This is a genomic window from Algibacter ulvanivorans (assembly GCF_048381495.1).
Taxonomy (GTDB): Bacteria; Bacteroidota; Bacteroidia; order Flavobacteriales; family Flavobacteriaceae; genus Algibacter_B; species Algibacter_B ulvanivorans.
The window spans coordinates 326216-352006 of sequence record NZ_JBLWGD010000003.1 but is presented as its reverse complement, the minus strand read 5'-3'; the positions used below and the strand labels follow the sequence as shown (position 1 = coordinate 352006).

The window sequence follows — 25791 nt, the reverse complement described above, 5'->3', positions numbered from 1 at the left end:
TAATTTATGGAGCAAACATGGCGATGGTACGGGCCAAATGATCCCGTATCTTTATCAGATATAAAACAAGCAGGAGCTACAGGAGTTGTTTCTGCATTACATCATATTCCTAACGGAGAAGTTTGGACTATTGATGAAATTCAAAAAAGAAAAAATATTATTGAAAGTGAAGGGTTAACTTGGAGTGTTGTTGAGAGTATACCAGTTCATGAAAATATAAAAACACGTTCAGGTAATTATAAAACCTATATTGAAAGTTATAAGAAGAGTATAGAAAATTTGGCAAAATGCGACATTAATACAATATGTTATAATTTTATGCCAGTTTTAGATTGGACAAGAACCGATTTAAACTATCAAGTTGAAGATGGTTCAAAAGCGTTGCGTTTTGATGTAATTGCATTTGCTGCATTTGAGTTGTTTTTACTAAAACGTCCTGGTGCAAAAAGTAGCTATTCTGAAACACAACAAGAAGCAGCTAAAGTATATATAGATAACCTTTCGGAAATAGATAAAAAACAGTTAGTAAATAATATTATTGCTGGTTTGCCAGGTGCCGAAGAAGGTTACACTTTAGAGCAGTTTCAAACTATTTTAGATACCTACAAAGAAATAGATGCTCAAACTTTAAGAGAAAATTTAGTAGCATTTTTAAAAGAAATTATACCTATAGCGTCTCAGAATAAGGTTTTAATGTGCATTCACCCAGATGATCCACCGTATCCTATTTTAGGTTTACCAAGGGTAGTTAGTACAGAATCTGATTATGCTTATTTATTTGAAAATGTTCCAAATCGTTCTAATGGTATTACCTTTTGTACAGGCTCTTTAGGTGTAAGGGAAGATAATAATTTAGTTCAAATTTTTAAACGTTTTTCTAATCGAGTTCACTTTTTACATTTAAGAAGTACAAAACGTGATGAACAAGGTAATTTCTATGAAGCCAATCATTTAGAAGGTGATGTGGATATGTATAGCATTGTTAAAGTTATTTTAGAAGAAGAAAAAAGACGAAAATTAGAAGGATATACAGATTCTGTAATTCCAGTAAGACCAGATCATGGACACCAAATGCTGGATGATTTGAATAAAAAAACAAACCCTGGCTATTCTGGTATAGGAAGATTACGAGGTCTCGCAGAATTACGAGGCTTAGAATATGGTATAAAACAAAGTGAATAATAAAAAAACAACTAGCATGAGCACACATTATGAAACGCGTTATGCCTCAAGCCCACAAGCAGTAAAAGCTTACGATACGGCACAACTTAGAGAAGAGTTTTTAATAGAAAATTTAATGCAACCCGACCAATTGGTTTTGGTATATACGCATTACGATAGGTATATGGCAGGTTCAGCAGTACCACTATCACCAATAAAATTAGAGACTATCGATCCTTTAAAATCTAGTTATTTTTTAGAGCGCAGAGAGTTAGGAATAATAAATGTAGGAGGCGATGGAACGGTTGAAGTAGATGGCGAAATTTACGCCCTAACATTAAAAGATGCATTATATATTGGTAGCGGTGTAAAAGACGTTGTTTTTAAAAGTAATGATAAAAATAATCCGGCAAAATTTTATTTAAATTCAGCCCCAGCACACCAAACATTTCCAACAAAAAAAGTAAGCAAATCCGAGGCAAATAAATTAGAATTAGGTTCTTTAGAAACGGCAAACCATCGCACGGTTAATCAAATGATAATAGGCGGTATTGTAGAGACATGCCAGCTTCAAATGGGGATGACAGAGTTAAAAACCGGTAGTGTATGGAATACAATGCCAGCACATGTACACGACCGTAGAATGGAAATATATTATTATTTAGACATTCCTCAAGACCAAGCCGTATGTCATTTTATGGGTCAACCGCAAGAAACCCGTCATATTTGGATGCAAAACCATCAGGCGGTAATATCACCACCGTGGTCAATTCATTCAGGCTCAGGAACATCAAATTATACCTTTATTTGGGGTATGGCAGGCGAGAATTTAGATTATGGCGATATGGATGTCGCAAAAATAACAGACTTACGATAGTTTATGAGCATATCATTATTCAACATAAAAGGAAAAGTAGCTTTAGTAACTGGAAGCACACATGGATTAGGAATGTCTATGGCCAGAGGTTTGGGGCTAGCAGGCGCGACCATAATTGTTAATGGTAATTCTTCACAAGAAAAAATAGATACAGCTGTAACCGCCTATAAAAAAGAAGGTATAAATGCCGTTGGCTATAAGTTTAATGTAGCCAAAGAAGAAGAAGTTATTTCTGCAATTACCAAAATAGAAAAAGAAGTAGGCCCGATAGATATTCTTATAAATAATGCCGGTATAATAAAACGTACACCTTTAATAGATATGGATGTTACCGATTTTAAACAAGTTATAGACATCGATTTGGTAAGTCCGTTTATTGTATCAAAACATGTTGTAAAAGGCATGATTTCAAGGCAAGAAGGTAAGGTAATAAACATATGCTCAATGATGAGCGAGTTAGGTCGAAATAGCGTAGGTGCTTATGCAGCAGCCAAAGGCGGTTTAAAAATGTTAACCCAAAATATGGCAACCGAATGGGCGAAGCATAATATACAAGTAAATGGCATAGGACCAGGGTATTTTGCAACCTCCCAAACGGCTCCAATTCGTGTAGAAGGTCATCCGTTTAACGATTTTATAATTAATAGAACCCCTGCTGCAAAATGGGGTAATCCAGACGACTTGGCAGGGGCGGCTATATTTTTATCATCAAAGGCTAGCGATTTTGTAAACGGGCATATTTTATATGTTGATGGCGGAATTCTAGCAACCATAGGTAAACCAATAAACGAAAGCTAACATGAAAAAAGTAGTTTTATTTATCGTATTAGTAAGTGGTTTTTTTATACAAAGTTGCCAACAAAATAAAAGGGAACATATTATAACCATTAAAAATACTCTCAATTTACCGAGAAATTTCGAAACTGTAGAAATTATTAAATCAGATTTAAAATTAGAGGATGGTAAGATTTTTGAAAATTTAAGCGTGCAAGATGTTGAAACTAAAACTGTATTAGTTTCGCAATTTGTTGATAAAGATCAAGATGGCTTTGTAGATGTGTTATTGTTTCAACCAGAAATCGGTGCAAATTCAGAAAAACAGTTCCAGTTGGTTGAAATTGAAGCTAACAAAAAACCAGAAGTAACAGAATACTGTTATTCTAGATTTGTTCCTGAAAGAACCGACGATTATGCATGGGAGAATAATAAAGTGGGGTTTAGAACTTTTGGTCCTACAGCTCAAAAAATGATTGAAAACGGAGTTAAAGGCGGTACATTATCTAGCGGTATAGATGCATGGCTAAAAAAAGTTGATTATCCTATTATAAATAAATGGTATAAGGAAGACCAAAAGCAGAAAGGTGCTTATCATAAAGATAAAGGAGAAGGTTTAGATAACTTTCATGTTGGAGTTAGTAGAGGTGTTGGTGGTATTGCTGTAAAAGTAGATTCTACGTATTATATTTCCAGAAATTTCACAAAATGGAAAACCATTACCACAGGGCCAATAAGAACAAGTTTTGTTTTGGAGTATGCCAATTGGGATGTTAATGGGCAAACCATTTCAGAAACTAAGCATATTTCTTTAGATTATGGTAGTAATTTAACACGGTTTGAAATTGAAATTTCGGGTACAGATGCCATTCATGTGGGGTTAACATTACATGAAAAAGATGGTGTTGATACACAAAATAAAGAAATAGGATTTATTTCATATTGGCAACCACATGATAATTCAGAACTAGGTACGGCCATTGTGGTTCCAAATGATAATATGTTATCTAGCGAATTGTTCAACTCAACTTTAAAAGACTGGAGCAATTTATATGCTAAGGTAAAAGTAAATAACGGAAAAGCGATATATTACTCTGGTTTTGGATGGAAAGAAGCTAAAGACTTTACATCAAAAGATAAGTGGGAGCAATATTTAGAAGAATTCGCACTAAAAATAAATAACCCTTTAGAGGTTAGTTTGAATTAGAATAAATAAATGAAAACAACAAGTTTTATAACCGATAACTTTCTTTTACAATCTGAAATAGCCGAAACTTTATACCATAAGTACGCTAAAGATTTACCAATAATTGATTACCACAACCATTTATCTGCAAAAAAAATAGCAGAAAACGAACCTGTTAAAAATATTACCGAAGCATGGTTAAAAGAAGACCATTATAAATGGCGAGGTATGCGAGCAAACGGCATAGAAGAGATTTTCATAACAGGAACAATTACTTCGCATAAAGAGAGGTTTTTAAAGTGGGCAGAAACTGTACCATATACTCTAAGGAATCCGTTATTTCATTGGACACACTTAGAGTTAAAGCGTTATTTTAATATAGATGAGATATTACAACCATCAACTGCTGAGGCTATTTATTATAAAGCAAATGCCGTTTTAGAGAAAAAAACACCAGCACAACTGCTAAAAGATATGAAGGTTGAAGTAGTATGTACTACAGACGATCCTACCGATGATTTAAAATATCACAAGCAAATAGCAGAAAAAGGTAGCTTTTACACCAAAGTATTACCAACATTTAGAGCTGATGAATTGTTTTTTATCAATAAAGAAAAGTTTTTAAATTACATTCAAAAATTAGCAACAAGCGTTAATTTTGAAATCGCAACACTTGATGATTTTTTAAAAGCGATAGACAAGCGCATTAACTTCTTTAACGAACAAGGTTGTAGATTGTCAGATTTTGGTGTTGGAGAAGCTTTAAGTATTGTAAATTTTACCAACAATGAAATAGCACAAATTTTTGAAAAAAAACTTAAAAGAACTAAGCTTACACAAGTCGAGGTTAATAAATATAGATCTTTTATGTTTATTTATCTTGGAAAAAAATATCACGAATACAATTGGGTACAACAGTACCATTTAGGACCAATTCGAAATAATAATTCGCTATTATTACAACAAGTTGGTTTAGATGCCGGTGTTGATTCTATAGGCGACTTTCCTATGGCAGAATTTATGTCTAAATTGTTTAATAAGTTAAATTCAACAAATCAATTAGCAAAAACTATAACTTATAATTTAAATCCTTCACAAAATGAAGTATTCGCCACTATGATGGGCAATTTTCAAAACTCAGATGCACCAGGAAAAATGCAATGGGGTTCTGGTTGGTGGTTTTTAGATCAGAAAGACGGTATGGAAAAGCAACTTAATACGTTGTCCAATATGGGCTTGTTAAGTCGTTTTGTAGGGATGCTTACAGATAGTAGAAGTTTTTTGTCGTTTCCAAGGCATGAGTATTTTAGACGTATTTTGTGTAACTTATTGGCCGAAGACGTTAATCAGGGCTTAGTGCCAAACGATATTGAATTTTTAGGAAAGATGGTTCAGGATATTTGCTATAATAATGCTGTAAACTATTTTAAGTTTAATTAAATAAAAATGTTCAATGCAATATAAATTCATTTTCTTAGTAGTTCTTCTAATAAGTATTACATCTTGTAAGAAAGATGATAATGTAAAGATGCTATATTTGGGGCATACCTTACCTCAAGCGCATCCTGTACATAAAGGAATACTAGAGTTTCAGAAAGCATTGGAGAAAAAATCTAACGGAACTTTAAAAGTTAAAATTTTTCCTGATGCACAATTAGGTTCAGAACGAGAGGTTTTAGAGCTATTGCAAATAGGTTCTGTAGCTGCTACTAAAGTAAGTGCAGCAACCTTATCTAATTTTGTTTCAGAGTATCATCTTTTAGGAATTCCCTATTTATTTAGAGACAAACAACATCAATTTGAAGTTTTAGAAGGTAAAATTGGGAAGTCAATTTTAGAAAAAGGTAGCAAATTTTGGTTAAGAGGTTTATGCTATTATGATGCTGGAAGTAGAAGTTTTTATACCAGTAACAAAGCCATAAGAACACCAGAAGATTTAAAAGGGCTAAAAATACGCGTAATGAATAATCAAATGGCAATAAATATGGTTAATTCTATGGGAGGATCTGCTACACCATTAGCCTATGGAGAGTTATATACAGCCATTCAGCAAGGTGTTGTTGATGGTGCTGAAAATAACCCACCATCATTTGTATCATCAAATCATTACGAAATAAGTAAATACTACACTTTAGATCAGCACTCATCTGTTCCAGATGTACTTTTAATAGGAACCAAGTTTTGGAATAAATTATCTGAAGAAGAAAAAATATGGATACAAGAAGCAGCTGATGAATCTGCTCAAGCTCAAAAGAAATTTTGGAGCGATTCTGTTGATGAATCTATGAAAATAGCTAAAGCAGCTGGCGTAGAAATTATTATACCAGAGAAAGCATTATTTGCAAAAAAATCAAAATCTGTTTTAGAAGCGTTTGTTAAAGAGTACCCAGAAATGGCACCAATTGTAAATCAAATTAAAAATAATTAATTATATGAATAAATCTGAATTTATTTTTAATAAAGTATGTCAAGTTCTTGAGGTTTTAATGATTATAATATTTGCGCTTTTAGTATTGGATGTGTTATTTCAAGTATTTTCAAGGTACCTTTTAGGAACCTCTTTTACTTGGACGGAAGAGTTTGCTCGGTTTGCATTAATATGGATGACTATTTTGGGAGCTGCTTATCTAAACGGTAGGCAAGAGCATTTATCAATGGATTTTTTGTATCAAAAATTCTCAGAGAAGAACAGAAGAAAAGTATCCATTCTCATTGAAGTATTAATATTTTTATTCGCTCTAATAGTCATGGTTATAGGAGGATTAAATTTAGTTTATATCACATTGCATTTAGAACAACTCTCAGGAACATTACGAATTCCTTTAGGATATGTTTATGCCATTATGCCTTTTAGTGGTTTTTTGATTATGTGTTTTTCAATGTATCATATGTCTAATAGTATTAAAAATAAAAATAAATTATGAGCATAGAAGTTATAAGTATTATCGTTTTATTTATAAGTTTTTTTGGATTACTGTTGCTTAAAGTTCCAGTAGCTTATAGTATAGGAATAGCAACCACATTAAGTTTATTGTTAAATATTGATAGACTCCCTGGGTTAACAACCATTGCACAGAGAATGACAACAGGAATTGATAGTTTTGCTCTATTAGCAATTCCGTTTTTTATTCTAGCCGGCGATATTATGAAACGAGGTGGTATTGCTAACCGACTTATTAATTTTGCTAAATCCTTAGTGTCAAGTCTTCCAGGAGGATTGGCTTATGTAAATATTTTAGCCTCCATGTTATTTGGTGCTATTTCGGGTTCTGCTCTTGCAGCAGCTTCAGCCATTGGAAGTATCATGACAGATAGAATGGAAGACGAAGGCTATCCAAGAACCTTAAGCGCATCAGTAAATATAACAGCTTCAACAACAGGATTATTAATTCCTCCAAGTAACATTTTAATTGTATATGCCCTCGCAAGTGGAGGAACAGCTTCTGTAGCAGCCTTATTTATTGCAGGATATTTTCCAGGAATATTATTAGGTTTTGCTATTATGGGCTACGTGGCTTTTATAGCTATAAGTAAAAATTATACTAAAGGAAAGCGAGCTACATTTATTGAAATTTGGACTTTTTTTAGAAAAGCCTTTTTCAGTTTGCTTTTATTAGTTATTGTAGTTGGAGGCATCGTAGCAGGGATTTTTACAGCAACAGAAGCATCGGTTATTGCAGTTTTATATGCCGCCATATTATCTTTAGCGTATGGAGATATGAAATTAAAAGACTTTTCGGGTGTCTTATTATCAAGCGCTAAAACCACCGCTGTTGTTATGTTTTTAATTTGTACTTCTATGGCTATGTCGTGGCTGTTTTCGTTTGAAAGCATTCCGGAAATGATAAGTACTTTTTTATTAGAATCGTTAAATAACAAGTTTGCCATTTTTTTAGCCATTAATATTATTTTATTGGTTATTGGTACTTTTATGGACATGACACCAGCAGTATTAATTTTTACTCCAATATTTCTTCCAGTTGTAACCACTTTAGGTATGGACCCTGTACACTTCGGAATTGTAATTGTGTTAAATTTGTGTATAGGCATTTGTACACCTCCAGTAGGAACATTGCTTTTTGTAGGAAGTGGCGTTGCAAAAGTATCGGTCACACAAGTTATAAAACCTTTACTTCCTTTCTTAGCTATTATGGTAATTGTATTAATGTTGATAAGTTTTATACCAGAAATATCAATGTTTTTACCAAGGCTATTTGGCTTGTAAATTTAATTTACAAGATAAATTATTAAGCGGTTTGATTAATAAGTGTTGCCATATAAGGTAGGAATGCTATCTAAAACAAATATAGTAAAGTAAATATATGAGTATTACTCCTTTAATTTACTTAATTAATAAAAGTATATATTTAAAAATATTTTAAGCTAATTATAAAATATTTGCATTTAAGATTACTCTCCTTTTTTTTTGTTGTTTAAAATAGTTCTATTTTAAGAGATGTCTTTATTGTTAAATAATGTTAAAAAAAATATAAATTTAACAGGATAGGGCAGGATGCATAAAACCCACTTTGTTTGTAAAATTGTTAGGTGTTATAGTGTTAGGTTATGTAATTGTATTTATAACCTGTTCATTATGATAAATTAAACTATAATATGATAAAACTAAAACTCAAAATGAAACAAAAATTAAAAAGACATTGTCCTGTTTCTGGTATTGTATTAATGTTTGTTCTGGTTTTTTCCAGTTTCACAACCATTAATTTGCAAGCTCAAGAAAAAATATCAGGAAAGGTCTATGATGAGAATGGTGTGCCATTGCCTGGTGTAAATGTTCTAGAAAAGGGCACAAAAAATGGAGCGGTAACAGATTTTGACGGAGATTATACCATTCGAGCAGGAGCAAAAAGTACGCTTGTTTTTTCTTACTTAGGTTTTGAAACTCAAGAAATTCTTGTTAATGGTCGTAGTCAAGTACAAGTAACGTTATTGGAGAGTAGTGAGTCATTAGATGAAGTAGTTATTGTTGGTTACGGAACACAGAAGAAAGAAAGCGTAGTTGCTGCTATTGTTCAAGTAAAGGGAGAAGATTTAATGGATCGAGCTGCTGGTATTTCAAATGTAGAGGAAGCCTTACAAGGAAACCTGCCAGGAGTTACAACAATACAAGGTAGTGGTATACCAGGTGAATCTGATATGCAAATTTTTATTCGTGGTCAAAGTTCATGGAACGGAACAGGAGGTCCACTTGTTCTTGTTGATGGTGTTAAGAGATCTATGACAGATATCGATATGAACGATATAGAGAATCTTTCTGTACTTAAAGATGCTTCTGCTACGGCAGTTTTTGGTGTAGAAGGAGCAAATGGTGTTATATTAATTACAACAAAACGAGGACAAACAGGAAAAGCTCAATTATCGTTAGCGGTTAATACAACCATTAAAATGGTTTCTAAGTTACCACAAAAATTAGATTCGTATGAAGCTAGAATGCAAGCTAATAGTTCTATTTTAAGAGAGCTATCTCTTGAGCCCACATCTTGGGGAGATTATACGCCAATGGCTATTCTTGATAAGTACAGAAATCCTGCTACATTAGAAGAAAGTTTTATTTATCCTAATGTAAACTGGGAAGACGAAATTCTTAAAGATTATGCGCAAGATTACAGAATAAATTTATCGGTTCGTGGAGGTAGTAAAACAGCTAAGTATTTTGGAAGTTTAGCTTATCAAACAGTAGATGATATTTTTGACGGAGGTAAATACGATAATGGAAAAGGCTACTTAGGTGAATATAAATATGAAAGATTTAATTACCGTAGTAATATTGATTTTAATATTACAAATACTACAGAATTATCTGTTAATCTTTCTGGTTATGTAGGTATTAGAGAAAGCCCTAGTAATTTAAATACAGTAGTAAACGGAATTTATGAAATAGCACCAGATTTATATACGCCTGTCTATCCAGATGGATTATATGGTCAATATATAGATGATGGTTTTGGAATAACCAATCCCGTTGTGAGTTTAACCAATACAGGTTATGATACCTATACCAATTTCCAAGTAAACACAGATTTTATATTGAAACAAAAGCTGGATTTTATAACAGAAGGCTTATCATTTCAAGGACGTTTTTCTCTAGATAATAACATGACGAGTTTGCAGGAATTAAATGATAATGGAGCAGACGATACAGAGAATTTAGTATACAGAATTTACAATGGAGACCAAGAGACTTTTCTGTCTCCAAATGGTGTGAATGATTTTGATTTTGCAGTGTTTCCATGGACGGTTGGCCCATCTGAAATAATTGATGGTAATGAAGGGAAAGCAAACCAACGAAGAACACGTAGGATGGTATATGATTTTTCATTAAATTATAGTAGAACATTTGCAGATAAGCATAATCTTTCTGCACTAGCTTTAGTAAGAAGGCAAGAATATGCAAGAGGTAGTGTATTCCCTACATTTCGTGAAGATTGGGTTGGAAGAGTTACTTATGATTACGATAACAGATACTTTCTAGATGTAAATGGAGCCTATAATGGGTCTGAAAAATTTGGGCCAGGGTTCCGCTTTGAACTCTTTCCTTCTTTTGCAGCAGGTTGGACAGTATCCAACGAGTCATTTATGAGTAAAGCAAAAGAAAATTGGTTAGACAAGCTTAAATTTAGAGGGTCTTATGGACTTGTAGGTGATGATAATTTTAGCGGAAGATGGAGATATATTACCCAATGGGAAAATGGAGGAAGCGCGTGGTTAGTGCCAAGTGTATATGACGGTACTGGAGATAGATCTCCTTACATTTTCTATACAGAAGATAGTGTTGGTAACCCTAACCTTCAATGGGAAACCGCAACTAAGTATAACATTGGAGTGGAATTAGGGTTGTTTAACAATTTAATTACTGCAGAGCTTGATTATTTTGCAGAAAACCGTGATGATATTTTAATTGCTGGTACTTCGCGTAGTGTGCCAGACTGGTTTGGAATAGCACCACCTGATTTTAATTTTGGAAAGGTAGAAGTAAGAGGTTATGAAATTGTATTAGGTGCTAACTATACATTTGGTAGTGGTCTAAATTTATTTGGAGATTTTAACTTTACACAAGCAATAGATGAAGTTATAGAAAGAGACGACCCTGCACTTAGGCCATTTTATCAAAAGCAAGCTGGTTACCCAATAGGTCAATCAAGATCAGCCATTCCTGGAGGAATATTAACGAGCTGGGATGATGTTTATATGTCAACACCTCAAATAACAAATCAAAATCAAACCCGAGTAGGTTATTATGATGTAATAGATTTTGATGGTGATGGTGTTTATGATAGTGCCTTTGATAATGCGCCTTTTGGCTATCCATCGCGTCCACAAAGAAACTGGTCTGCTACATTAGGAGCTCGCTATAAAGGTTGGAGTCTTTCAGCACAGTTATATGGAACTCAAAATGGTCAAAGAAGCTTTGGAAATAGAACGTTCAATAACCAAACAAATTTAATCTTTACTCAAGATTTAGATTATTGGACTGTAGATACACCTAACAATACAGATACACAGCCAGCTTGGAGAGCTCAAGGTGCTACAAACCCAAGAGATAATTGGTATGATACGTCTTTAACAAGACTAAAAACAGTTTCATTGTCTTATGATATTCCTAAAAAAACCTGCGAAAAACTAGGTGTTAAATCGTTAAGAGTTTTCGCAAATGGAAATAACTTAATTCTATGGACAGATTTACCAGACGATAGAGAATTTAATGGTAATGTTACAGCAGATTCTAATTTCAGGGGAGATTACCCAACCTTGAAAAGGTTTAACTTCGGTTTTAATATGAATTTTTAAAAAAGAAAATGTGATGAAAAATTATAAAATAAAACTATTAATTATAGTGGGACTTGCGTTATCCTTTTCGTGCGAGGATTACTTGGATAAAGCCCCAGAGTCAAACCTAGAACAACAAGATGTGTTTGCAACGTTTGATAATGCGCAAGGGTTTGTAGAAGAAATGTATGCCCTAGTTGTAGATTATGGAACAGGAGCTCACACCTTTCAAGACTATATATACGGTGATGACGCACATGGTAATAGAACATGGAAAGGAAGTTATGAAATTGATAATGGAAATTTGCAAGGGTTAAACAGAAGTAATTATAGTTATTTAACCAGTTGGCAGAATTCTGATTATGGTAATAACAACGCGAGTACAACACGTGATTTACATGCTAGACGCCCAGGTTTATGGGACGGAAGTTTAAGAGGCATCCGTAACGCAAATATGGTACTGGAAAATGAAGATTTAATGATTAACTTAACTCAGGAGGAAAAAGATGTAATTTTAGGACAAGCTTATTTTTTTAGAGCATTTTTCCATAACGAGATTATGAAATTCTGGGGACGTTTCCCATATATAAAGGAAGTGGCAGTAGGAGATTTTACACCACAACGACCAGAAACTTACCGAGAATGTGCCTTAGAAGCTAATGAAGATTATTTAAAGGCTATTGAACTATTACCTATAGATTGGGATACTAAATCTTATGGTCAAAAAACATTAGGCGAAAATATGGGAAGAATTACCAAAGGAGCAGCTTATGCTTTTCAAGGTAAAAACCTACTTTTTGCTGCTAGCCCGTTAATGCACGGAAACAATGTAAGTATAAATACTTATCAATATGATACCGAATTAGCTGAAATGGCTGCCGATGCTTTTGCAGGAATTCTTAAATTGGATGACCAAGGACGTTATGATTTAGAAACTTGGGAAAATTACGATGCTGTATTTTGGAAAACCCCTACACCTACAATGTGGCCTGGTAGTACCGAATTTGTTTTTGCTGCTACAGGTGGTAATAAAATACAATTAGAAAGATTTATGACTGCTGGAGTAGATAGAGATATTCATGGTAGATCAGGATCTGAAATTGTAAGTCCTACTCATAATTTCATACATAACAATTTTGGAATGGCTAATGGACTTTCAATAGAAGATGATTTAAGTGGGCAATACGGAGCAACATTATATGATGCTACAAAACCTTTTGAAAATCGTGATCCACGTTTCTATAGATGGATTGTTGTAGATGGGGATGTACTAGGAACTAAAGCGTCAATACCTGCAAGACATAGACAAGCTCAACTTTTTACAGGAGGAGAACATCGTAGTAGTGGTAGTGATAATCAACCATCAACTACAGGGTATTTTCATAAGAAATTTTATCCTATAGGAGAGGATGGAGAGTTTCATAGTAAATGGAATAGAATAATAGATCAATACGTTGGAATGCGATTACACATGAGACTTACCGATGTATATTTAATGTACGCCGAGGCATTACATGCAGCAAGAGGAGCAACTGCAATGCCTAGTTCTTATCCGTTATCAGCAGAAGGAGCTATCAATATATTAAGAAATAGAGCAGGTTTACCTAATGTACACCCATCAATCGTATCAGATAACAATAAATTCATGGACGAATTAAGGCGAGAAAGAAGTGTAGAGCTAAGTTATGAAGCCCACAGATGGGTAGATATTCGTCGTTGGGGAGTAGCTCACGAAGAAAAGTATAGAAAGAAAACATCTTTTGAGTTTCCACAAGATCGATCATCTTTTACAGAAAATACTCTGCTTACAAGAGTTTGCGAGTTTCCAAAACATTATTGGATACCATTTGATGCTAAACAAACTCAAATTTACGAAGGATTTCCACAAAATCCAGGATGGTAATTTTTATACTAATTCGTTTTAATAAATATTAAAGAAAAAAAAATGAAGATAAATAAAATATATAGGGTGTTTACTCTAATGTGCTTTGCCTTGTTTTGCTTTTGTAGTAATGCAATAGCACAAACAACTGGTACACAAATATCGGCTACTGTAGTTGATGAACAGGGCAACCCTCTAAGTCATGTTAATATTTTTGGTCCTAATGGTGTTCAAACATTAACAGATGTTAATGGGAAGTTTCAAATTGTTTTAGAAACCGATGAGGCTGTAGTAGTGCAAAAAAATGGATATGAATCAAAACTTATTAATGTTTTCGATTTGGAAAATGGCGTCTCTTTAATAAAGTCGGATTACTTAGCATCAGAAGACGACGAAATAAAGATGGGAGTTGCCACTAAAGATCGACGTGATATTATTGGTGCAGTATCATCAATTAATACTAAAGACCGATTAACTTATGATAATACACAATGGGTAAGAGATTATATTAACGGGCTTGCGTTAGGCGTAAGAGGTTCTTCTGACGTAAGAGGCTTAGGTAACGCTGTGTTTGTTATTGATGGAGTAATAGGACGTGATCCAAATATTTTAAACATGGAGGAGGTAGAACAGATAACTGTTCTAAAAGATGCAAATTCTGTGGCTTTATATGGTAGTCAAGGTAGAAATGGTGTTATTATTGTTAACACTAAACGAGGTAAAATAAATAGAAAAGAGATAAATGTGAACGTACGTTCTGGAATTAGAATGCCTATTGCTTTACCTAACTATTTGAGTTCTGCAGCATACATGCAACTTTTTAACGAAGGTAGAAATAATGATGGTCTTGATAATTTTTATGATCCAGCACTTATTCAAGAATTTAGAACAAGTACAAATAAATACAAGTACCCAGATGTTGATTTTTATTCGAATGAATATTTGCAATCATTTGTAAACTCTACAAGTATTATCTCTGAGTTTTCTGGAGGTAATGATAAATCTCAGTATTATGTTAATGCGGGATGGAATCGTAACGAATCCTGGGTTAAAACCAATCCAGATGCCAATGCGGGTAATAATCGTTTTAATGTTAGAGGTAATATAGATTTTAGAGTAAATGATTGGATTACTAGTAGTCTAGATGGTATTGCAATAATTAGCACAAACAGGAGTTCTTTTTCTAATTTATTAAGCGCAGGAGCAACTTTTAAGCCTAATGCTTATGCACCATTATTACCTGCGAATTTGGTAGACACAACCGGAAATCCTGAACTAGCAGGTTTATTAGAAGCTGCAGGAATTTATAACGGTATGTTACTAGGAGGAACACAACAGTTTCAAACCAATACTCCAATTGCAAGCACTATAGCTGGTGGCTATCAAAACAATGTATTTCGTTCTACACAGTTTAATAACTCAATTAATTTTGATTTATCAAGAATTACAGAAGGATTATCTGCAAAAACATATTTAAGTTTTGATTTTTATGATTCTTATAAGTTATCCATTGAAAATGATTTCACGGTATATGAGCCAACTTGGGAGGGCGATAGAATTGTAGATTTAACCCCTTATGGAGATGTAGATTTAAAAGATTTAACCGAGAATGTTAGTACTAATGGTTTTGTATCACGATTTGGACTTTATGGATTAGTTAATTATAAAAAAACAATAGCTAAAGACCACTCAATAAATACAACGTTATTAGGATATTATAACTCTATGAAAACTAACGGAGTGCTTCAATCTGATAAAGATGCACACCTAGGGTTTCAAATGACTTACGATTTTAAGAAAAAAATATTTTTTGATTTTACAGGCGCTTATACTCACTCAATTAAATTACCAGAAGGCAATAGAGGAGGTTTATCACCAACGTTTGGTATAGGATATATTTTAAGCGAAGATTCATTTTTAAAAGAGAGTAATTTTGTAAATTACTTAAAGTTAAAAGTTACAGGAGGAGTTATAAAATCAGATCTAGGTATAGGTGGTTACTATCTGTATGATGAAAACTATTCTGATGGATCTAACTTTAATTGGGCAGATGGACAAAGTCGTAACAGAAGACAACAACTTTCTCAAGGTGCTAACCCTAATTTAGGATTTGAAGAACGTATTGATTTAAATTTAGGTTTTGAAAGTTATTTAATGAATTCACTTTGGTTAGAATTTAATTATTTTAGATCAGAGCTAGATAAGCAATTAACATTCTTAAATGATAAATACCCATCATATTATAACACATTCAGACCATACGATAATTTTGATAAAAATTTGTATACTGGTTTTGAATTAGGAATGAATTACAATAAAACCATTAATGATTTTACAATAGGTATTGGTGCTAATATTTTATACAGTCAAACAGAAGCCGTAAAGAGATCTGAAACAAATGAATTTAACTATCAAAATAGAGTAGGAAGAGAACTTTCTACAATTTTTGGATTGGTTGATGAAGGTTTTTATTCTGAAGACGACTTTAGTATTGATGATGACAACAATTATGTATTAAACGCAGGTTTACCTGTTCCAAATTTTGGTGCAGTACAACCAGGAGATTTAAAATATAAAGATCAAAATGGAGACAATATTATTGATAACGATGATAGAGTTGCTATTGGGCAGTCAAGCAGCCCATGGACTTACGGAGTTAACCTTAACTTAAAGTATAAAGCATTCAACTTATTTATCTTAGGTACAGGTCAAACAGGAGGAGATGCTATAACTTCAAATAGTTATTATCAAGTAAATGGTAACGATAAATACTCTGAGGTTGTTTTAGGACGTTGGACTCCAGAAACAGCTAATACAGCAACATTTCCAAGGTTATCATCACAAACTAATCAAAACAATTTTAGAACATCTACATTTTGGATGTATAATAATAGCTTCTTTAAAATTAATAGAGCTCAGTTAACTTATGAATTTGATGATAAAATATGCAGTAAGTTTGGTATGGACGATTTTAGCTTAAATCTTCAAGGAACTAATCTTTTTGAGATTGCTAAAAACAGAGATATTCGTCAATTAACAATAGGAGGCACACCACAAACTAGAGCCTATACCCTTGGTGTAAGAATGTCATTTTAATGTAAATACAAAATTTAGATAAATAGAATGAAAAATTTAATAAAATATATGTTAGTTATGTTGGTGTTTACCAGCATGATTGCCTGCGATACCTTCGAACCTATCGACGAAAACAGGCTAGATTTCGATTACGTAAGCACAGATCCAGAATCAGCAGAAGGAATATTATTAAATGGATATTCAGGTTTAGTTAATCAATATTCATTTTCTGAAGCAGCAACCGATGATGCAGTAAGCAATCAATTAAGTAATTCATATAAACGTATAGCTCTTGGAGAGTTATCAGCTCAATTTAATCCAGCTTCACGTTGGGGTAGTTTTGAACGTGTATTTTGGGTTAACCGTTTCCTAGAAATTATTGATGCAGGAGAGATAAAATGGAGCAGAGATGAAGAAATCAATGAAATGTTCAATATGCGTATGAAGGGAGAGGCAATTGCACTAAGAGCATTGCACCATTTTTATGCATTACAAGCACATGCAGGAATAGGTGTATCTGGCGATTTACTTGGAGTTCCATACTTTAAAGAATTTATTGATGCAAACGGTAACTTTAATACCCCACGTTTATCATTTGAGGCTACTGTTGAGGCTATAATGGAAGATTTTGATGAAGCCCTTACCTTATTACCAACAGATTACTCAAATAGTGTATCCGATATAGACGATTGGTATGCTGATTTCGATCCTGATAAATATAAAGTAGTTAACGGTACACAATATGATTTAAGAATATCAGGAAGAATAGTAAAAGCATTAAAAGCACGTTTGGCTCTTTTTGCTGCGAGTCCTTCATTTTTAAATGATGGTGGTTATTATACTATAGCAGCAGAAAACGCAAGTAATATTTTAAATACTATTGGAGGTATTTCTGGTTTAGTACCAGAAGGTCTTGAGTTTTATATATCAGACAACGATAAAGATAGTGGAGAAATGGTTTGGCGTGGTTCATTAGGCGGAAGTAACTCTGCCATTGAAGAAAGAATGTTTCCTCCCTCTGTAAATGGTAGAGGAGAAATTAATCCAACAGAGAATTTTGTTGAGGCATTCCCTATGCAAAGCGGTTTACCAGCAACAGAGGCAAACGGTTATGATCCGCAAAACCCGTATGATAATAGAGATCCAAGACTAGAAAAATATGTAGTTCTTAATGGATCTTCATTTAGTGGTTCTACTATTAATACTGGTGTTGGAGGAGGCATTGATAGATTGGATTCTATTCCACAGTTTTCAACTACAACAGGATATTATCTTAAAAAATTACTACGACCTGATGTTAGAATTAACAACGATGGAACAACCGTAGGAAAAAGCCATTACGATGTATACTTTAGATATACAGAATTATTTTTGATATTTGCAGAGGCAGCTAATGAAATTGGAGGCCCAGATCAACTAATTAATGGCATGACAGCTCGTGATGTTATAGCTGCAATTCGTGAACGTGCAGGTATTGCGCAACCAGATGTTTACTTAACATCTATTATAAGCAAAGAGGATATGCGAGCGCTTATTAGAAACGAAAGACGAATAGAACTTAGTTTTGAAGGTCATAGATTTTGGGATCTTAGACGATGGGGAATATCATTAAATGAAACAGCAAAAGGGTACTTTAATGATGGCGATAATTATGTTGAAATACCATCAATTGAAATTAGAAACTATCAACCATTTGCAACTTACATGCCTATTCCAAATTCTGAAACATTAAAGTTTTCAGAACTTGAGCAAAACAATGGTTGGTAAGCTATTCGCAAATTTTTTAAAAGAAAAAATATTAGATATGAAAATAAAAGTAATAATATTAATCGCTATAGCCTTTGGTATAATGGCTTGTGAGAACCAAGAAAATGAATTTGACGACTTTGGCTCAACTTCAGTATATTTCCCATTTCAAACACCAGTTAGAACGTTAATTCAAGGTGAATATGATTTAGGATTTAATGAAAACGATAATAACGGCCGATTTGAAATTGGAGTTATTATGTCTGGTGTTTATAATAATAATAAAAATAGAAGAGTACATTTTGAACTGGCGCCAGAATTGATAGATCCAGATAAATTAGGTGTCGATTCTGTAAATGTAAAAATATTACCAGCATCTTACTATAATATTGAGCAAGAAAGCCCTGTAACAATACCTTCAGGTTCTACTAAGGGGCGTATTCCGGTACAACTTACAGATGCATTTTTTGACGATCCGCAATCATTTGCCGAGTTTGGAGAAGTTCATTATGTAATTCCATTAAGAATTACAGATTACGAAGAGCTAGATACACTTTTAGCAGGTGTTCCTGTTGTAGACAATCCTATCAAGATACGAGAATCAGATTGGAACCCTGCACCTAAAGATTACACACTTTTTGGTATTAAGTTCATGAATAAATATCAAGGTATTTATTTAAGACGTGGTGAAGATAAAGTTGTAGGAACATCAGAAAAAGTAACAATAGCAACAGGAGAAACAGAAACAACTAACATCGATACCACTACAGTTTACAGAGAAGAATTTGTTGTGCATGATGAATTAACTCCAATATCAACTGCAGGGAAAAATAAAGCAATAAGTACCAATCTTGTAAGAAGAGGAAGCATTGCTAGTAATAGCACAGTTTCTTTAGAGCTAACATTCGATAGCAATGAAGAAATTACAATTGTTAACGCAGATGAAGATAGCGATTTTAATATAACAGGAACAGGTAGATTTTTAGAAGATGGAGATGAATGGGGAGGAGAAAAACGTAACGTAATATATTTAGAATACGAGTATCAAGATGTTGAAGTTGTAGAAGAAATGAGATTTGGTACTGTAATCTCAAGAACAACAGTTGATTTGATGCATACAGTTAAGGATACTTTAGTAATAAGAGACCGTGACGTAAAATTTGAAGAGTTTATTGTCGAATTAAAAGAAGAGTAATATTTTTTTATTTTAATAAAAACTATCATTAGAAAATAGCGAGGATTTTTCCTCGCTATTTTTTTTAATTAAAATTTATTCGAAAGCGTCTTTTAATTAGGTGTATTAATATCAATATTTATATATAAGTTGTGTTTTAGTTGTTGATTTACAGGATTCTACAGGATGGGGTGTAGGTACTAATGTTGTATTTTTGATAATAATAAGTTTAGTTTAAACATGTTTGAGTTAGTCATTACTCTCTATCATAAATTTTATTTTTATGATAGAGAGTTTTTTTTGTAGTTACTTTTCTGCTTTAATTATACCCTTTCAGGATAGTGCAGGATAAAGTTATTTTATAAATAATGTAACTTTAAAAATTATTACAATCTTTTATTTATTTTTTACTAATGTATTTAGAATAAATGAAAAATTATTTAACAGTTAATTAATATTCAATGCTAAAAACTAAACTCTTATTAGGGCTTGTATTATCAATAGGAAGCCTAAATATATCTCTTGCACAAGAAAAACCAAACATTATTTTCATTCTCACAGACGACCAACGGTTTGATGCTATAGGTTATGCAGGCAACCAGTTTGTTGAGACCCCAGAAATGGATAATTTAGCTAAATCCGGAACTTATTTTAATACAGCAATTGTTACTACACCTATTTGCGCAGCAAGTAGAGCTAGTATTTTAACAGGTATACATGAACGTGCTCATAATTATAATTTCCAAACAGGAAATATTAGAGACGAGTATATGGTTAATTCTTACCCAAGAGTTTTAAAAGATAATGGTTATTATACAGGTTTTTATGGCAAGTATGGTGTGCGTTACAACAATTTGGATAAACAATTTGATGAGTATGAAAACTACGATAGAAATAATAGGTATAAAGATAGAAGAGGCTACTATTATAAAACTATAGACAAGGATACAGTACATTTAACAAGATATACTGGACAACAAGCATTAGATTTTATTGATAAAAATTCAACAAATAAAAAGCCATTTTGTTTATCATTAAGTTTTAGTGCACCACATGCTCATGATGGAGCACCAGAACAATATTTCTGGCAAAACACAACAGACAATTTATTAGTAGATACAACAATTCCTGAACCAAAATTAGGAGACGATAAATATTTTGATGCACAACCAGAAATTGTTAAAAAAGGCTTTAATTGGTTACGATGGACGTGGCGTTATGATACACCAGAAAAATACCAACACAGTTTAAAAGGCTATTATCGAATGATTTCTGGAATAGATTTAGAAATTGCTAAAATTCGTAAAAAATTAAAAGAAAAAGGTATAGAAAAAAACACAGTCATTATTGTTATGGGCGATAATGGTTATTTTTTAGGAGAACGCAAATTTGCAGGTAAGTGGTTAATGTACGATAACTCTATACGTGTACCTTTAATTGTTTTTGATCCAAGAGTTAATAACCATCAAGATATTAACGACATGGTACTTAACATCGATGTACCTCAAACCATTGTAGATATTGCAGGATTAAAAGCTCCTGAATCTTGGCAAGGAAAAAGTTTATTACCCATTGTAAAGAAAGAAACAAATTCAATAAATAGAGATACTATTCTAATAGAACATATTTGGAACTTTAGCGAAATACCACCAAGTGAAGGAGTGCGAACAAAAAAATGGAAATATTTTAGGTATGTTAATGACAAATCTATTGAAGAGTTATACAATTTAGAGAAAGACCCTTTAGAAACTAAAAACCTTATAACAAAGAAAAAGTATAGAGAAACTGCTAATAAATTAAGAGTTAAGCTTGATGAACTTATTAAGAAGAATAGTAATGAATATAGAGCAGCACCAACGGATTTAACGGTAGAATTAATTAGAGACCCTTCAACAAATGTTAAAATTTTCGATTTAAAACCAGAATTCGGGTGGACAGTACCCTTAGGCTCTAAATTTCAAGGAGCGTATCAAATTTTGGTAGCATCAAATAAAACCAATATTGATAATAATAATGGTAATGTTTGGGATAGCGGACGCGTAGCTTCTACAAAATCTACAGATATTGAATATGGTGGAAGTCCTTTAGAAATAGGAAAAACATACTATTGGAAAGTTAGAATTTGGGAACAAGAAAATAGATTGGTAGATTATTCTGAAGTTCAAAAATTTACAACAGGAAAACCAGATAACTACATCATTTCAACAGAAAATAAATATCTTATAGATAAAGTGAACCCTGTTCGGTTTGAAAACAGAGACGATTTCTACTTTATAGATTTTGGTAAAGCAGCTTTTTCGACCATCGATTTTAAATATAAAGCTAAAGAGCCGCACACCTTAACAGTTAGAATTGGCGAAATGCTTGATGATAAAGGAAATGTAAACAGAACGCCGCCAGTAAGAAGTAATATTCGTTACCAGGAAATTAAAGTTAAAGTAACACCTGGAAAAACAAAATACCAAATAGAAATTAATCCTGTTCCAGATAAACGTATGAAAGGCCCAAGTAAAGCTATACCTTTACAAGAAGGATGGCCAGTTTTACAACCGTTTAGATACGCAGAAGTTGAAGGTGCTAAAACAGCCTTAAAAGCAGAAGATTTCGAGCAATTACGATACACAAGTTATTGGGATGATAATGCAAGTAGTTTCACAAGTAATGATGATATTTTAAACCAGGTTTGGGATTTCTGTAAATACTCTATTAAAGCCACTACGTTTGCTGGCCTTTATGTAGATGGTGACAGAGAGCGTATTCCTTATGAAGCCGATGCTTACCTAAATCAGTTAAGCCATTACACTACCGATAGAGAGTATGCCATAGCAAGACGTACTATTGAGTATTTCATGAAAAATCCAACATGGCCTACAGAATGGCAGCAACATGTCGCATTGTTAATTTATGCCGATTATATGTATACTGGTAATACAGAATTAATAGAACGTTATTACGAGCCATTAAAACATAAAACGCTTTATGAACTTTCTAATGAAGATGGTTTAATAACATCTACAAAAGTTACCGAAGAATTTATGTATAAGCTAGGGTTCGAAAAGGGTTATAAAAAACCATTGACTGATATTGTAGATTGGCCTTCAAAGAATTTTGCAGGAAGCAAAACAAAAGGAGAGCGCGATGGTTTTGTATTTAAACCTTACAGTACAGTTATTAATGCGTTCTTTTACGAAAATATGAAAATCATGGCAGAGTTTGCTGCCTTACTAGGAAAAACGCAAGATGCCTTAGATTTTGAATATAGAGCTGCAAAAGCTAAAAAAGCAGTTAACGAACAAATGTTTGATAAAGAACGTGGTATTTACACAGATGGTATTGGTACAGACCATGCCTCTTTACATGCCAATATGATGCCTTTAGCATTCGGATTAGTACCAGAAAAACATATTAATTCTGTTGTAGATTATGTTAAATCTAGAGGAATGGCCTGTAGTGTTTACGGAGCACAATTTTTAATGGATGGATTATATAACGCAGGAGAAGCAGATTATGCACTTCAGTTATTAGCAAGTAAAGCAAAAAGAAGTTGGTATAATATGATTCGTATAGGCTCAACAATTAGTTTAGAAGCTTGGGATTATGAGTATAAAATTAATCTAGACTGGAACCATGCATGGGGAGCAGTACCAGCTAATGTAATACCTCGAGGTTTATGGGGTATTAAACCTAAAACTCCAGGGTTTGCGCTAACAACAATAAAACCACAAATGAGTAGTCTAAGATCTAGTGAGATTACTGTGCCAACAGTAAGAGGGCAAATTAAAGGAAAATACACCTATAATGGTGCTAGATTGCAAACTTATGAAATTGAGATTCCAGGTAATATGGTAGCCGAATTTTCATTGAATGATTTAAACGGAAAAGATTTGATTCACAATGGAGAAAAAGTACCCTCGGCGTTTGAGTCTATAAGACTCGATCCAGGTAAACATACCATTCAGCTTAAAATAAATTCATTTTAAATAATTAAAGCCAATTAGATTAGCTAATTGGTTTTTTTTAAATAAAGAAAAAGATGAAAAAGATTTATATAGTATTAATAATATGCTGTATCTCTAAATTACATTGGGGGCAGGAAAAACAACTTATAGTTGCATTGGATGAACTATCTCAAGTTTCAGGAGCAGGAGAAGGTGGTCTGTATTTTGCAGGGTCTAAGAATGTAAATTACAGATTTTCACAAAGAATTACACCTCATGGAGATTGTGTCGATGTTGTAAACGGTTATGCATTTGTAACTTGGTATAAAGGAGGTATGGATAAACGTAATTTAATGTTATCCAGAAAAAATTTAAGTGTACCAAACTCCAATTGGATTACTATAGAATTTCCACACCAACATGTTGGACAAGGCGGAGAACTTTTAAAAGGCACAGGTATACGTGGCGATTCTCATAATACAGCAGCTATTGGTGTGAGTACAATAGACAATACCATTCATATATTATATGATATGCACGCTTATAGGTCATCTTCATTACCAAATCATTTCTTTAACTATTCGGTATCTAAGGCAAATAAAGCTTTTGTGCCTGATAATGAGTTTACCTTAGATATTTTTAACCCAAAGCAAAATTATTTAAAATCTGGTGAGGATTATGAACGAATGACCTACCCAATGATTCACAGAGCCGATGACGGAAGTTTAATTGCAAGATATAGACAAGGAGGTTCTGGAAATGGCGATATACTTTTAGCACATTATAATGGTAGTGTATGGAGTAATAATTGGTTGTTTCATGAAGGTACTTTATCTTCTCCAAATACCAATAATATGTATGGAGGTGAGCGCTTTTTAAACGGTAAGTTTTATGCTGGCTTTTCAATAAGGTACTCTACTAATAATGATACAAACACAAGTAATGGTTATATGTTAAATAGCGGACTATATTATGCGTACACTAATGGAATTCCAGCAAGTGCATCTACAACATGGTATGATGTTAATAATGCCCCTATTTCTCTTCCAATAAAAAATAATATTAATCCTAATCTTGACCCAGTCCAGATAGCACAACCAGGAGATGATTATGGGACAGCTTCATTACCTCGTTCGTCCTCCGATCCAGCATGGACAGTTACAGAAAATGGTGCGATTCATTTTGTACAGCGTGTAGACAATAGAAATGTACATTATTATAAGTTGATTACTGATAGTAATTTTTCTAGTGATGTAGGAGGGCTTATCCCAAATCCACAAACTCGTGGTGAACTTTATAGCTACAAAAGCCATGTATTTATGGTGGAACTTATTGGAGGAAAAGTAAATATTAAAGCCACTTTAGAAGGGCAGAATAATTGGGAAATAGTTTATGCAGGTACAGAATCTTTAAACTTCAATCATTTTGATGCTTTTGTAGAAGGAAATAAACTATACGTTTATCTTATGGAAGATACTGGAAATAATACACCAGAAGTGGGAGATAAGCGCCCATTATATTTCCAAGAATTTACATTATCTGAAACTAATGCTTCAGTTTTAATTTCATTAGAAGCAGAAGATTATACAACCGCTAGTAATGATATTAATATCGGCTCTAGCGCTTCGGCTTCAGGAGGGCAATATATAGACTCCTTTGCTTCAAACCAGTTTATAGAACATAAATTTCAAGTAGCTACTGCAGGTGTTTATGATTTTATTCTTTTTGCAGCAAATAGAAATAAAGACGACTCTATCATGGATATTGAAATAAACGGAATTTTATATGACGATGTTTTAATAACAAGAACCTTTGACTGGAATATATATTTAGAAACAAAAATTCCAAATATTACTTTAAACGAAGGTGAAAATACTGTAAGACTTACACAACGAAGATCATTATCCAGCGAACCGGATAAAATTGAGTTTGAGTTGAAGTCGGCTTTAAGTACAAACAATTTTAGTGTCCAGAGCGTAATGGTTTACCCAAATCCAAGTGAGGGTGTTTTTAATATTAAATCTAATATTCAAAGACTTAGTTATAGCTTAGTAAATATTCAAGGTCAAATTATACAAAATGGCATAGTTTCTCAAAATAAAGTAGACTTTTCAAACCACACGCAAGGGATTTATTTTTTAGAACTATCCAATGAAAATAGCAAGCTAGTAAAAAAGATAGTCATTAAATAAA

General features: G+C 33.1%; 15 protein-coding genes. All 15 read left to right on the top strand.

The window, feature by feature from the left end; translation table 11 throughout:
• Positions 1 to 6 precede the first annotated feature (6 nt).
• The 15 genes from uxuA to ACNG5D_RS09785 all read left to right on the top strand — a co-directional run bounded on the left by uxuA (position 7) and on the right by ACNG5D_RS09785 (position 25790).
• Positions 7 to 1182 carry a mannonate dehydratase gene (gene uxuA, locus ACNG5D_RS09855; RefSeq protein WP_418183347.1) on the top strand — a complete coding sequence of 392 codons (1176 nt, stop codon included), beginning with the start codon at positions 7 to 9 and terminating at the stop codon, positions 1180 to 1182.
• Between the two features lie 16 nt (positions 1183 to 1198).
• Positions 1199 to 2038 carry a 5-dehydro-4-deoxy-D-glucuronate isomerase gene (gene kduI / locus ACNG5D_RS09850; RefSeq protein WP_418182721.1) on the top strand — a complete coding sequence of 280 codons (840 nt, stop codon included), beginning with the start codon at positions 1199 to 1201 and terminating at the stop codon, positions 2036 to 2038.
• 3 nt (positions 2039 to 2041) lie between these two features.
• On the top strand, positions 2042 to 2836 hold the full coding sequence (locus ACNG5D_RS09845; RefSeq protein WP_418183346.1) for a gluconate 5-dehydrogenase: 795 nt from the start codon (positions 2042 to 2044) through the stop codon (positions 2834 to 2836).
• Between the two features lies 1 nt (position 2837).
• Positions 2838 to 4019 carry a DUF4861 family protein gene (locus tag ACNG5D_RS09840; protein ID WP_418183345.1) on the top strand — a complete coding sequence of 394 codons (1182 nt, stop codon included), beginning with the start codon at positions 2838 to 2840 and terminating at the stop codon, positions 4017 to 4019.
• Between the two features lie 9 nt (positions 4020 to 4028).
• Positions 4029 to 5438 carry a glucuronate isomerase gene (uxaC, locus tag ACNG5D_RS09835; protein ID WP_418183344.1) on the top strand — a complete coding sequence of 470 codons (1410 nt, stop codon included), beginning with the start codon at positions 4029 to 4031 and terminating at the stop codon, positions 5436 to 5438.
• A gap of 13 nt (positions 5439 to 5451) precedes the next feature.
• The gene (locus ACNG5D_RS09830) at positions 5452 to 6426 is read left to right on the top strand and encodes a TRAP transporter substrate-binding protein (protein WP_418183343.1); all 975 of its coding nucleotides are present in this window, start codon (positions 5452 to 5454) and stop codon (positions 6424 to 6426) included.
• A 4-nt stretch (positions 6427 to 6430) separates the two neighbouring features.
• Positions 6431 to 6922 (top strand): TRAP transporter small permease, encoded by a 492-nt coding sequence (locus tag ACNG5D_RS09825; RefSeq protein ID WP_418183342.1) that lies wholly within the window; start codon positions 6431 to 6433, stop codon positions 6920 to 6922.
• Positions 6919 to 8223: a TRAP transporter large permease gene (locus ACNG5D_RS09820; RefSeq protein ID WP_418183341.1), complete on the top strand. Its 1305-nt coding sequence runs from the start codon at positions 6919 to 6921 to the stop codon at positions 8221 to 8223. Before ACNG5D_RS09825 ends, ACNG5D_RS09820 begins: the two co-directional genes overlap by 4 nt.
• Positions 8224 to 8633: 410 nt before the next feature.
• The gene (locus ACNG5D_RS09815; RefSeq protein WP_418183340.1) at positions 8634 to 11804 is read left to right on the top strand and encodes a SusC/RagA family TonB-linked outer membrane protein; all 3171 of its coding nucleotides are present in this window, start codon (positions 8634 to 8636) and stop codon (positions 11802 to 11804) included.
• Between the two features lie 13 nt (positions 11805 to 11817).
• The gene (locus tag ACNG5D_RS09810) at positions 11818 to 13686 is read left to right on the top strand and encodes a RagB/SusD family nutrient uptake outer membrane protein (protein ID WP_418183339.1); all 1869 of its coding nucleotides are present in this window, start codon (positions 11818 to 11820) and stop codon (positions 13684 to 13686) included.
• A 42-nt stretch (positions 13687 to 13728) separates the two neighbouring features.
• On the top strand, positions 13729 to 16761 hold the full coding sequence (locus ACNG5D_RS09805) for a SusC/RagA family TonB-linked outer membrane protein (RefSeq protein WP_418183338.1): 3033 nt from the start codon (positions 13729 to 13731) through the stop codon (positions 16759 to 16761).
• 27 nt (positions 16762 to 16788) lie between these two features.
• Complete coding sequence (locus tag ACNG5D_RS09800; protein ID WP_418183337.1) at positions 16789 to 18507, top strand: RagB/SusD family nutrient uptake outer membrane protein; 1719 nt, start codon at positions 16789 to 16791, stop codon at positions 18505 to 18507.
• Positions 18508 to 18544: 37 nt separating this feature from the next.
• Positions 18545 to 19681, top strand: a complete 1137-nt coding sequence (locus ACNG5D_RS09795) for a DUF5627 domain-containing protein (RefSeq protein ID WP_418183336.1) — start codon at positions 18545 to 18547, stop codon at positions 19679 to 19681.
• 440 nt (positions 19682 to 20121) lie between these two features.
• The gene (locus tag ACNG5D_RS09790; RefSeq protein WP_418183335.1) at positions 20122 to 23640 is read left to right on the top strand and encodes a family 78 glycoside hydrolase catalytic domain; all 3519 of its coding nucleotides are present in this window, start codon (positions 20122 to 20124) and stop codon (positions 23638 to 23640) included.
• Between the two features lie 53 nt (positions 23641 to 23693).
• Positions 23694 to 25790, top strand: coding sequence for a BNR-4 repeat-containing protein (locus ACNG5D_RS09785; protein ID WP_418183334.1), 2097 nt, complete (start codon positions 23694 to 23696; stop codon positions 25788 to 25790).
• Position 25791: the final 1 nt, after the last annotated feature.